Here is a 12,677-nt window from a genome sequence, read left to right on the forward strand (position 1 = left end):
CTCCATTATGGAGCCTTATTTTTTTACATCTTGCCGATCTTTGGTGCGTTGTTGTAATAGCGTTTGGCAATCTTTGGCGCTCAGCGGTTTACTCAGCAGGAAGCCCTGCACCTGATCGCAGCCTTGCAGCGCTAAGAAGTTCAGCTGTTCTTGGGTTTCAACCCCTTCTGCTACCACATTCAACTCCAGACTGTGGGCGAGTGCGATAATCGCACTGGTAATGGCCGCATCATCGGGGTCGTTGGTAATGTCCCGCACAAACTCGCGGTCAATTTTTAAGGTATCGATAGGGAAACGTTTAAGGTAACTCAAGCTCGAGTAGCCAGTGCCAAAATCGTCCACTGCTATAGTTAAACCTAGTGCCTTGAGTTTAGATAGAATATTCACCGACTCCTGCGGGTTGCCCATGATCATCGATTCGGTTAATTCTAGTTCAAGCGCCTTGGCGGGCAGCCCCGATACCGCAAGGGCCACTTCAATGGTCGAGATAATATCGGCTTTTAACTGCCGAGCGGACAGGTTGATGGCCATGCTGATATCGCTAAACCCTAACTCATTCCATTCAGCCAGTTGTTGGCAAGATTGGTTAATCACCCAATGGCCGATTTGATTGATCATGCCTGTTTCTTCCGCAAGAGGAATAAACTCAGCAGGTGAGATCGGGCCTAATTCTGAATGCTGCCAGCGCAATAGCGCCTCAAGCCCAGTCAAAGAACCGTTGCGAAGGCAAAACTTAGGTTGGTATACAAGGCTTAACTCATTGCGTGAGATGGCTTGTTTTAGCCCGGTTTCGAGTTGTATATGGCGAGTGGCCATCTCATTGAGTTTGTTTGTATAAAACTGGAAGTTATTCCGGCCGAGCGCTTTGGCGTGGTACATGGCGGTATCAGCAAATTTAATCAACGAATCGACATCCTTCGCATCATTTGGATACAGGCTAATACCTATCGAAGTGGATATGTTGAGCGATTTATCGTCTAATAAAAAGGGCGCTTGGAACGCTTTAAGCACTTTCTCCGAGATCAAGGTGGCGGCTTTGGTTTTTGCCACACCTTCTAAAATAATGGTAAATTCATCCCCTCCTAAGCGGGCAACCGTATCCCCTTCGCGGACGGCACTTTGCAGCCTGTGGGCAACCGCTTTAAGCAGCAGATCGCCAATATGATGTCCCATGGAGTCATTGATATGTTTAAAACGATCGAGATCTAAAAACAGCAGGGCGACAATATTATTCGACCTATGTGCTTGAGATATCGCGTGATTAAGCCTGTCTTGAAATAGGGTGCGATTAGGTAGTCCTGTGAGCGTATCGAAGCTGGCAAGAAAGCGTAAATCTTCCTCGGCCTTTTTACGTTCTGTAATATCGGTAAATACCGCGACAAAGTGGCTGGTTTCACCTTTTACGTCGATAACTTGGTTAATCTCGAGCCAAACGAGAATCGCCCGGCGGGCCTTATTGCGGATCCAAATTTCCCCCGCCCAATGTTTATGGCGCAGTAACTGTTGCTCGATGCTATTAAACAGATCCCGTTGTTGTCTGCTATAGGCTAGATGAATTAAGAATTTATCGCTGATTTGCCGCTCTGAATAACCTGTGATAGCGCTAAAGGCCGGATTGACTGAGCGAATTCGATAGTCTAAGCCTGCAACGACTACGGCTTCATTCATGCTGTTGAGTACTTGGGATGAGAGCACCAGTTCATTTTCGATCAACTTGCGCGAGGTGATATTACGGGTTGTCCCCGTCATTCGGATAGGGCGTTGCTGTGCATTGGTTTCGACCACTTTGCCCCGCTCAAGGATCCAAACCCATTTGCCCGGTGAATGCTCAATGCGGTATTCGACTTCAAAGAATGGAGAGTGGCCTTGTAAGTGTTCGGTCAGCTCATACTTAAATCTTTCCCTATCCTCGGGGTGAGCATTGTCGTGCAGCAGATGGTGGCCGTTCCATTGCGGAACGGCAATATCGGTATTGGTTCGATACACTTGTTGCTCTTGGATATTCCAGTCCCACAACCCGTCGCCAGAAGCCCAAAGGGCTAGTTTAAGCCGCTCCTCCGAAGCGCGAATGCTGGTTTCAAACTCTTGTTGTTGCGAGCGTTTTAGCTTACGCCACCTAAAAGCCCACCCCATTAAACCCAGAGTTAATAGGATATAAAGCGCATACGCAAATGGGGTGCGATAAAAAGGCGCGTTGACGGTTAAATTGACCAAAAGCGCATAGTTACCTTTGCTGTTGTACTCTAGAGAGTGACGCACGTGCAGTAGGTAGTTGCCAGGATCGATATTGGTAAAGGTGATTTCATTACCAGTGGGTAAATCGTGCCATTGATTATCAAATCCTTCGAGGAAATAACTAAAGCGATTTTTTCCTGGGTAGCTGAAATCCAGTGAGGTCACTTCAAAACTGATTAATTGATCTGCATAGTTCATCACGATTTGCGGAGGATGGCTAAGATCTAAGATAGTCTGTTTTTGACCGGCAATTTTATATGCAGTGAGTGCGACTCTGGCTTCACTTCTTTGATTAGGCAAGGTTTTGGGGTTAAAGCGATTGATGCCATTAATCCCGCCAAACCATAGATCGCCATCACTGTCTTTCAGTTTAACGCCACCGTTAAATTCCAGCGCCTGCAGGCCTTCCTGTTCGTTGAAATTGATGATTTTGCCATTATGAGGATTCAACTTGCCGATTCCTGCATTGCTGCTGAACCATATGTGGTTGTCATCATCCTCCAACAGGGCGTAAATTGTATCGCTGGGCAAGCCTTGCTCGCGGGTATAGTCGCTAAAAATAGGGGATAAGGCTTGAGCTGATAGCCTGCTAATGCCCCCATGGGTAGCAAACCAGGTATCACCATTACTTGCGATGAAAATGTCTCTAATGCGATTGTTGATAATGCTATTTTTATCATGGGGATCATGATAAAAAACTTCGCCATGTTCCGTTTTCATATCCCATTTCACTAGGCCATTAAGCGAGCCAATCCATAGGATATTTTTATCCGATTTAAGCGTCAGCAACAGGTTTTGAATTGGATGGAAATTTTCAATTCCAGTGAGTGGCACAGGGGTGAACTCATCATTTACGCTGGATTTTCGGTATAGCGCATGGGATGTCGCCACCCACAGCCTATCTTGATTATCTAACTCTAGACTACGGATATAGTTAGCTTCTGCTGAAGTATCTTGGCTATCTGCAACATTAAGCAGGTTAAACTCACCATTGGGAGTGAGGCGCCCTAATCCATAATTACTGGCAAACCAGAGAATGCCTTGCTTATCTTGGATAATCGAGCGCAGGATTAAATTTAACTGCTGAGTCTCTTGCCCTAACGCTTTGGCAAAAAAGGCGGTGTAGTGCTCATATGTGGTGCTATTGGCGGCTAAGCGTTTAAGGCCTGCGCCTTCAGTTCCTATCCATAGCGCCTGATCTTGGCTGCGGTAAATGGTGCGAACATTGTTGCTCTGCAGCGGTAATTCGGTGGTATATTCAAACAAATGCTGAAAATATTGCCGGCGGGTATTGATCTTATTTAAACCTGAATAGCTTGTGCCAAGCCACAGGTTACCGAAGGTATCTTCAAGCAGGCACAGGATATTATTTTCACTAATACTGTTTGTGCGCTTCATATCGTACTTATGGTATGAAGCGATAAAATGATCAGCATCTGGCTCTAGTTGGATTAATCCTGCCCCAGGGCCCACACCCCAGAATTGTCCTTGGGGTGTACGGATAAAATCTTTGATATACGGAATATTCTTTTCTGCTTGCCAAAGCATTTTTCCCTGCTGAGTCGCCAGATCATAATGCCAGAGTTGATTATCTAGAGCTAAAGTAATGGCGCGGGTTGAGTTTGCTTTGATTTGATATGCTGTCTTGTCCTGAGGGACGTTGAGTCGAGTAATTGTATTGGCGCTGACTGCAAAAGTCCCACTTGCCTTAGTGCCCGTAAGTAAATAGGTGTTATCAACGTTGGCAAGGCTGGTAATGTAAGGTTCTATGCTAGTCCCTAATGAAACCTGTGTAAGTCGCTTGGTTTTGGTCGAGACTGAAAATAATCCTCCCTGAGTACCAATCCAAAGGGTATTACCCACAATATTGAGTTTAGTGACTCTTGGGTCTGTCAGACCTTGTTCAGCTCCAAAGCGCTCAAAGGTACCCGTTTTTAAATCTAATCGATTAATCCCTTGGCTAAAGGTTCCGACCCAAAGATAGCCATCAGCATCTTGAATAATATCTGATACATAGCTTTCTGAAATGCTTTTAGGATCATTAGGTGAGTGGATAAAAAGATTGAAGTTATAGCCGTTATAGCTATGGAGACCATCCTGAGTGCCAATCCACAGCATGCCAGCATTGTCCATAAAAAGGCTAGTAATCGTATTCTGGTTTAACCCTTCTTCACTACGGATGTGTTCAAATTTCAGCTGTGTGTTAGCTGCATTTAAAGGTAATGCCAAGCCTTTGGGGGGCACCGCAAAAAAACTGATAATGCAGAGCACGCTAAAGATTAGTCTAAGGATTGGTTGACTCAAAGCTACCCCTATAAATCCCAACATTGGGAGGTATTGCTAACTTTACTTTGGGGATATCGCGTTAAGAATAAGGTAGACGCGAACTCAGTTTCAGAATAATGATTAATTTATTCACAGGTTTATGCAGCCCAAAGGATTTTATAATTAGCAGCTGTAACCAAAGCAAGTTTAGCATTTTTTACTGAATGCCAACATATCGGGATTAACTGAGCAGAGAAATAAAAAAGACCTTGCCGGAAGGAGGAGAAGCAAGGCCTTTGGTTGAACTCTATATTGGTTTAAGGTTTCGGCACGCGAACAAAACCTTCCATCAGTACTCGAGCGCTGCGACTCATAATGGCTTTGACTACTGTCCATTCGCCATTTTCCTGTATTGCCTGTGCTCCAACGCGCAGCGTGCCAGAGGGATGACCAAACCGTACTGCTTCTTTCTCTCCACCACCTGCGGCGAGGTTAACTAATGTTCCGGGAATCGCTGCGGCAGTGCCAATGGCAACTGCAGCGGTGCCCATCATTGCATGGTGCAGTTTGCCCATGGAAAGGGCGCGAACCAGAAGATCGATTTCCTCTGCCGCTACGGTTTTACCGCTGGATGACACATAGCTCTTCGGTTTAGCAACAAAGGCGATTTTTGGGGTATGTTGGCGGGCGGCGGCCTCATCAACATGCTTTATCAGTCCCATATGTAGAGCGCCGTAAGCACGGATGGTCTCAAATTTGGCAAGAGCAGCGTTATCGCTGTTGATATCGTCCTGCAGCTCTGTGCCTGTATAACCCAAGTCTTCGGCATTGATAAAAATGGTCGGGATACCCGCGTTAATCATGGTGGCATTGAAGCCGCCAATGCCGGGCACTTCCAGTACATCCACTAAATTACCCGTGGGGAACATGCTTCCCCCTTCACCATCATCATCGGCGGGGTTGATAAATTCGATTTGGACTTCGGCGGCGGGGAAGGTCACGCCATCGAGCTCAAAATTGCCAGTCTCTTGCACCATGCCATCAGTAATCGGCACATGGGCAATAATGGTTTTTGCAATATTGGCTTGCCAAATACGCACGGTGCAGATACCGTTTTGCGGGATGCGCGCAGCATCAATCAGCCCATTGCTGATGGCAAAGGCGCCGACGGCGGCGGTTAAGTTGCCACAGTTACCGCTCCAATCCACAAAGGGTTTGTCGATAGACACTTGGCCAAACAGATAGTCGACATCGTGGTCGGCTTGGCTGCTTTTAGACAGAATAACCGTCTTGCTGGTGCTGGAAGTTGCGCCGCCCATACCATCAATTTGTTTACCATAGGGGTCGGGGCTGCCAATGACGCGCAGCAGTAGTGCATCACGGGCTGGGCCGGATACTTGGGCTGCTTCGGGTAAATCATGCAGACGGAAAAATACCCCTTTGCTAGTGCCACCACGCATATAGGTTGCAGCCACTTTAATCTGGGGCGGGAAAAGTTTATTACTCATGCTATTAACTCCAAGGGGAATAGCGAAAAGGTACGTGTCGATATAGGCGGCAAGTTTGTCGGCATTGCCGCCTTTTAGCGCGAATCTTACTTCAGATTCGACTCTAAAAAATCCTGCGCAAACCGTTGCAGTACGCCGCCAGCTTCATAGATTGATACTTCTTCGGCGGTATCTAAACGGCAAGTTACTGGCACTTCGACACGCTCACCGTTTTTACGGGTGATGATAACGGTCAAATCTGCTCTTGGCGAGATATCACCATAAACATCAAACACTTCAGTACCATCGATGCCATAGGTGGCGCGATTCTCGCCCGCTTTGAACTCCAGTGGCAACACGCCCATACCGACTAAGTTAGTGCGGTGAATACGCTCGAAACCTTCGGCGACAATCGCCTCAACCCCCGCTAAACGCACACCTTTTGCCGCCCAGTCACGGGATGAGCCTTGGCCATAGTCGGCGCCGGCGATAATGATCAGCGGCTGCTTGCGATCCATATAGGTTTCAATGGCTTCCCACATGCGGGTGACTATGCCTTCTGGCTCGATACGTGCCAGTGAGCCTTGCTTAACTTTGCCATCGACTATCGCCATCTCGTTTTTGAGTTTAGGGTTGGCAAAGGTCGCGCGCTGGGCGGTTAAATGGTCGCCCCTGTGGGTCGCGTAGGAGTTAAAGTCTTCCTCTGGCAGGCCCATTTTGTGCAGGTATTCGCCCGCCGCGCTGTCCATCATAATCGCGTTTGAGGGCGATAAATGGTCGGTGGTGATGTTGTCGCCTAATACCGCGAGTGGGCGCATGCCCTTGAGGGTGCGCTCGCCCGCTAATGCGCCTTCCCAGTAAGGTGGGCGGCGGATATAGGTTGATTGTGGACGCCAGTCGTACAGCGGGCTGACCTTATCGCCGTAGTCGACGCTCAAATCAAACATGGGCTCGTAGACTTTGCGGAACTGCTCAGGCTTAACGCTTGTGGCAATCACGGCATCGATTTCAGCATCCGTTGGCCAAATATCGATTAAGCGCACTGGCTTGCCGTCTTTATCGAGGCCTAACACATCCTTCTCGATATCGAAACGAATGGTACCCGCAATCGCATAGGCCACCACTAACGGTGGCGATGCGAGGAAAGCTTGTTTGGCGTAAGGGTGAATACGGCCGTCGAAGTTACGGTTACCGGATAATACGGCGGTGGCGTAAAGATCGCGCTCGATCACTTCCTGCTGGATAACCGGATCGAGGGCGCCGCTCATACCGTTACAGGTGGTGCAGGCAAAACCGACGATACCAAAGCCTAGAGACTCAAGCTCTGGCAGTAAATTGGCTTCTTCTAAATACAGTTGCACCGCTTTAGAGCCAGGGGCGAGTGAGGTTTTCACCCAAGGTTTACGACTTAAACCCTTGGCATTGGCGTTACGTGCCAGCAGGCCTGCTGCAATCACGTTACGTGGGTTACTGGTGTTGGTGCAGCTTGTAATAGCCGCGATAATCACTGCACCATCTGGCATTAACCCTGGCTCGTTTTCAACCACGCCACTGATGCCGCGCGCGGCCAGCTCTGAAGTTGGAACGCGAGCATGGGGGTTAGATGGGCCTGCAATGGTACGCACAACCGATGACAGGTCAAAATGCAGGGTACGTGGGTACTCGGCCTGCTTGAGATCATCGCTCCATAAACCTGCGGTCTTGGCATAGGTTTCAACCAATTTAACTTGCTCATCGCTACGGCCCGTGAGGGTTAGGTAGTCTAGCGTTTGTTGGTCGATATAGAACATGGCGGCGGTGGCGCCAAATTCTGGCGTCATGTTAGAGATAGTCGCGCGATCCCCAAGGGTTAAGGCCTCAGCACCTTCACCGAAGAACTCAAGGTAAGAAGAAACCACTTTTTCCTTACGTAGGAATTCGGTCAGAGCCAGCACGATATCGGTTGCAGTGATACCCGGCTGAGGTTTGCCTGTTAGCTCAACGCCGATAATGTCGGGCAGACGCATATAGGAGGCGCGGCCTAACATCACGCTTTCGGCTTCAAGCCCACCCACACCGATGGCGATAACGCCCAGCGCGTCCACATGGGGAGTATGGCTGTCGGTGCCGACTAGAGTATCTGGGAAGGCCACACCGTTGCGAGCATGGATCACGGGTGACATACGCTCTAGGTTAATCTGGTGCATGATGCCGTTACCCTGTGGGATCACATCGATGTTTTTAAAGGCTTTTTGCGTCCAGTTGATAAAGTGGAATCTGTCTTCGTTGCGTCTGTCTTCAATGGCGCGGTTTTTCGCAAAGGCGTCCTTATCGAAGCCGCCGTATTCTACCGCCAGTGAGTGGTCAACAATTAGCTGAGTTGGCACAACGGGGTTAACCTGCGCTGGATCGCCACCCTTAGCGGCAATCGCATCACGCAGACCCGCAAGGTCAACCAGCGCGGTTTGCCCTAAAATATCGTGGCACACCACGCGGGCCGGGAACCATGGGAAATCCAGTTCCTGTTTTGATTCAATAATTTGTTTTAGTGAGTCTGTGAGTGCTTCTGGCTCGCAGCGACGCACTAAGTTTTCCGCTAACACGCGCGAGGTGTAAGGCAATTTCGCATAGGCGCCGAGGCTGATGGTTTCAACGGCTTCGCGGGTATCGAAATAGTCGAGTGCTGTGCCGGGTAAAGGCTTGCGATATTGGGTGTTCATAACAGTGCTCATAACATCATCCATTTCGGAAAATGAAGTCGGCGCGAGACGCACATTGAGTGAAGTCTCGCGCTAAGTGTGGTCAGTTTTGCTTAACGGTTGGCAATGGGTACCACTTTGCGTGGTGATACACCCACATAATCGGCACTTGGACGAATAATGCGGTTGTTTGAACGCTGCTCCATCACGTGCGCCGTCCAACCTGTTACCCGTGAGCAAACGAAGATTGGGGTAAACAATTTGGTTGGAATGCCCATGAAGTGATAGGCGCTGGCGTGGAAGAAGTCGGCGTTACAGAAGAGTTTTTTCTGTTCCCACATCAGGGCTTCACAGGCGACCGATACGCGGTAGAGGCGATCATCGCCATAATCTGCGGCCAGTTTTTCAGACCATTCTTTGATGATGGCGTTACGAGGATCTGAATCACGGTAGATAGCGTGACCAAAGCCCATGATCTTCTCTTTACGCTCGAGTTTACCCATGAGTACGTCGCGGGCATCGGCTTCGTCTTTCATATCTTGGATCAGTTCCATCGCCGCTTCGTTGGCACCGCCATGCAGCGGGCCGCGTAGTGAGCCGATAGCGCCAGTGACGCATGAATGCATGTCAGATAACGTCGATGCACACACACGGGCGGTAAAGGTTGAAGCGTTAAACTCATGCTCTGCATACAGAATTAACGAAACGTCCATTACCTTAGCGTGCAGCGCCGATGGGGCTTTGCCGTGTAGCAGGTGTAAGAAATGGGCGCCGATTTGCTCGTCAGTGGTTTCGGTGTCGATGCGTACGCCATCGTGGCTAAAGCGATACCAGTAGCAGATAATCGATGGGAAGGCCGCCAGCAAACGGTCGGCAATTTCGCTTTGCTCGCTAAAGCTGTGCTCAGCTTCAAGGTTACCCAGCATAGAGCAACCGGTACGCATCACATCCATTGGATGAGCGTCGGCTGGAATGCGCTCTAACACTTCTTTTAATGCCTGTGGCAGGCCGCGCATGCCTTTGAGTTTGGTTTTATAGGACTCGAGTTGTGCAGTGGTGGGCAGTTCACCGTAGAGGATGAGGTAAGCGACTTCTTCAAAGGTGGCGTTTTCGGCCAGATCCTTCACATCGTAACCGCGGTAAGTTAGGCCGCTGCCCGATACACCTACAGTACTTAATGCGGTCTCACCCGCGCTTTGGCCACGTAATCCTGCACCAGTTAATTTTTTTGCGTCTGACATAATCCTTCCCTTCCGTTAACGCTATGGTTATTGCAGACAAGCTCAATATCGCCGTCTACTTTTTTGGTTAAAGCTGCATAATGTTTGCTAAATACAATGTTTTAGCCTTATGTAGGGTTGCAGCGTGTCGGTGATGAATAAGCCGTTATTTGAGGTCACAGCTTATGCATCTGGGTATCAGTAACAACGCGAAGCCTAAGCTTCTACTGACGTCCATGGTCTGTACTTATCTTTTACTTATCTTGGCTAAACAGTTGGTCTAACTTGTCTTCAAAGGCGTGGTAGCCCAAGTACTTATACAGATCCGTACGGGTCTGCATAGTGTCTAAGACATTGCGTTGATGACCATCATTAATCAACGCTTGCATCACTTTCAGCGCGGCTTGGTTGGCAGCGCGGAAAGTGCCGAGTGGGTAAAGCACCATGTCGGCACCCGCTTCGGCAAGTTCTTCTTTGTTGAATAATTGGGTTTGGCCAAATTCGGTCATGTTCGCTAGGATCGGCGCCTTAACCTGGGCCTTGAAGTGACGGTATTGGTCGAGCTCAGTTAAGGCTTCGGCGAATATCATGTCGGCACCGGCGGCTATATAGGCTTTTGCACGTTCGATACCCGCTTCTAAGCCTTCAACGGCAACCGCATCGGTACGCGCCATGATCACAAAGTTAGGATCAGTGCGGGCATCAACGGCGGCCTTGATACGGTCAACCATTTCCTCGGTACTGACGACCGCTTTGTTGGGTCTGTGGCCACAACGCTTTTGCGACACTTGGTCTTCCATGTGCACCGCGGCAACACCGATTTTCTCAAATTCTTTAATGGTGCGGGCGATGTTGAAGGCGCCGCCCCAGCCTGTGTCGATATCGACCAGCAGTGGCAGTTTGGTTGCTGAAGTAATACGACCTGCATCGATCAGCACATCATTCATCGAGGTCATGCCTAAATCCGGTAAACCGTAGGAAGCGTTCGCGACGCCTGCGCCCGACAGATACAGGGCTTGGAAACCGGTTTGCTCCGCCATCAAGGCGAAATACGCATTGGTGGTGCCAACGATTTGTAAGGGTTTTGAGTTAGCAAGAGCTTGGCGAAAACGTAATCCTGCGCTTTGGGTCATGGTCTTGTCCTTATCCAATTAAAAAGTACTGAATGATCAGTATTCGATGCTTATGGGCTGCGACTTAGCTGATATTGGCTAAGGTTTCTTTCGCGGCGGCGTTAGCTTGTAATTCAATCAAGCGTAATTCGGTATTTTTACGGCCTTGCTCAATATGGCGGCGCATCAACAGGCTAGCGAGTTCACCATCGCGCTGGGCAATGGCTTCGACTATGCGTCTGTGTTCGGCAATGGCTTTTACTGGGCGGTTCTTATTGGTGCATTGATAGCGATACATCCGCAGCAGATGATAGAGCCCGCCAATTAAGGTTTCTTGCAGATGCTTATTGCCGCTGGCTTGAATGATTTGGTAGTGGAAATCGACATCACCTTCCTCTTGGAAATAGGTATCGCCATTGGCCAGCGCGGTTTCTTGCACCGCGAGTAAGTCTTGCAGTTTCGCAAGCTGTTCTGGAGTAATACGGCTGGCGGCGAGTTCGCAGGCCATGCCTTCTAGCACGCTACGTAATTGATATAAATCGTTTAACTCGCTCACTGTGAGTTGAGCGACACGGGCACCGACATGGGGCGCTCGGACTACGAGGCGTTGTCTTTCTAAGGTTTGCAGCGCCTCACGGGTCGGGCCGCGGCTGATGCCGTATTTTTCGGCGAGGGCTTGCTCGTTGATCTTACTGCCCGCAGGCAGTTCGCCTTTGATGATGCTGGTTTGTATTTGCACCAAAATTTGATCGGCTAAGGTGGTCGACGATTTTTCGCTGGCGAGGGATTTCACCTTATTCGTTGGGCTCGTCGCGGCATGAGCCACTGAGCTTTGGGTGTCATCTGTGGGGAATATGGTCTCTTGCTTCAACATACTGCGCATCACTCGTTGATTGCTGGATTGTCGACAATGAGTAAAAAATAGTCCCGTTAAATGCCATTGTCAACAATATGTTTACTTAGACGTAAGTCTATATTTCTGCTGCTTTAGGTTTTAATTGCTGTATTTGTTGATTATTTTGTGTTTTATTTGATTTTTATAATTTTATCTTCTCTATTTTTCAATTGGTAATTGTCGACAATTTTGGTGTTGAGTGATGTCAGATGGTGCGATCAAGCACAGCTTTTACCCCATTGCGACTTATTGAGTACAATGCAGAGGAATTATTGGTCGGCACTCACAGGGTGAAGGTATAGAGGGGCAAGATGGAGAAAATCCTCATTAGCAGTTGTTTGCTCGGGCAGACGGTACGTTATGACGGCGGTCATAATCTGCGGCAAGACGAGTGGATGCTGCGATGGCAACGAGAAGGTCGTATCGTGGCGTTTTGTCCTGAATGCGCGGGCGGATTACCCACACCAAGGCCTGCGGCCGAGCGTGTTGGCGATCTAGTGCTAACAGCGCAGGGTGAAGATGTAACGGCGGCTTTTAGGTTGGGAGCACAAAAGGCGCTTACTTTGGTTCAGGAGCAAGGCATTAAGGTGGCGATTTTAAAGGCGCGTAGTCCTTCCTGTGGCAATCAGCAGATTTATGATGGTAGTTTCAGTAAACGTTTAATCGCAGGGCGGGGGATGGCAGCCGAACTTCTACTGGCGGCAGGTATTAGTGTGTTTAATGAAACGGAATTAGCAGAAGCGGCAATGAGGCTGGCACAGCTAGAAGTGGAATAAGCGGGCTAG

At 49.0% G+C, this 12,677-nt stretch carries 7 protein-coding genes; 1 reads left to right on the plus strand and 6 read right to left on the minus strand.

Annotated features, from left to right (window positions below):
- Positions 1-15: 15 nt before the first annotated feature.
- The 6 genes from H9J30_RS09185 to H9J30_RS09210 form a co-directional block, all read right to left on the minus strand.
- Entirely contained in the window at positions 16-4,563 is a 4,548-nt protein-coding gene (locus tag H9J30_RS09185; RefSeq protein WP_240130753.1) for an EAL domain-containing protein, read from the minus strand.
- Between the two features lie 254 nt (positions 4,564-4,817).
- The gene (gene prpF, locus H9J30_RS09190; RefSeq protein WP_240130754.1) at positions 4,818-6,008 is read right to left on the minus strand and encodes a 2-methylaconitate cis-trans isomerase PrpF; all 1,191 of its coding nucleotides are present in this window, start codon (positions 6,006-6,008) and stop codon (positions 4,818-4,820) included.
- Between the two features lie 86 nt (positions 6,009-6,094).
- Positions 6,095-8,698 carry a Fe/S-dependent 2-methylisocitrate dehydratase AcnD gene (gene acnD, locus H9J30_RS09195; RefSeq protein ID WP_240130755.1) on the minus strand — a complete coding sequence of 868 codons (2,604 nt, stop codon included), beginning with the start codon at positions 8,696-8,698 and terminating at the stop codon, positions 6,095-6,097.
- 80 nt (positions 8,699-8,778) lie between these two features.
- Positions 8,779-9,906 (minus strand): bifunctional 2-methylcitrate synthase/citrate synthase, encoded by a 1,128-nt coding sequence (gene prpC, locus H9J30_RS09200; RefSeq protein WP_240130756.1) that lies wholly within the window; start codon positions 9,904-9,906, stop codon positions 8,779-8,781.
- 233 nt (positions 9,907-10,139) lie between these two features.
- The gene (gene prpB / locus H9J30_RS09205; protein ID WP_240130757.1) at positions 10,140-11,018 is read right to left on the minus strand and encodes a methylisocitrate lyase; all 879 of its coding nucleotides are present in this window, start codon (positions 11,016-11,018) and stop codon (positions 10,140-10,142) included.
- A 64-nt stretch (positions 11,019-11,082) separates the two neighbouring features.
- Positions 11,083-11,871 carry a GntR family transcriptional regulator gene (locus tag H9J30_RS09210; RefSeq protein WP_240130758.1) on the minus strand — a complete coding sequence of 263 codons (789 nt, stop codon included), beginning with the start codon at positions 11,869-11,871 and terminating at the stop codon, positions 11,083-11,085.
- A 332-nt stretch (positions 11,872-12,203) separates the two neighbouring features.
- On the opposite strand from H9J30_RS09210, the gene H9J30_RS09215 reads away from it, so the two are divergent.
- On the plus strand, positions 12,204-12,668 hold the full coding sequence (locus H9J30_RS09215; RefSeq protein WP_240130759.1) for a 2-thiouracil desulfurase family protein: 465 nt from the start codon (positions 12,204-12,206) through the stop codon (positions 12,666-12,668).
- Positions 12,669-12,677 lie beyond the last annotated feature (9 nt).

The sequence above is a fragment of the Shewanella cutis genome, assembly GCF_022410515.1.
Classification (GTDB): domain Bacteria; phylum Pseudomonadota; class Gammaproteobacteria; order Enterobacterales; family Shewanellaceae; genus Shewanella; species Shewanella cutis.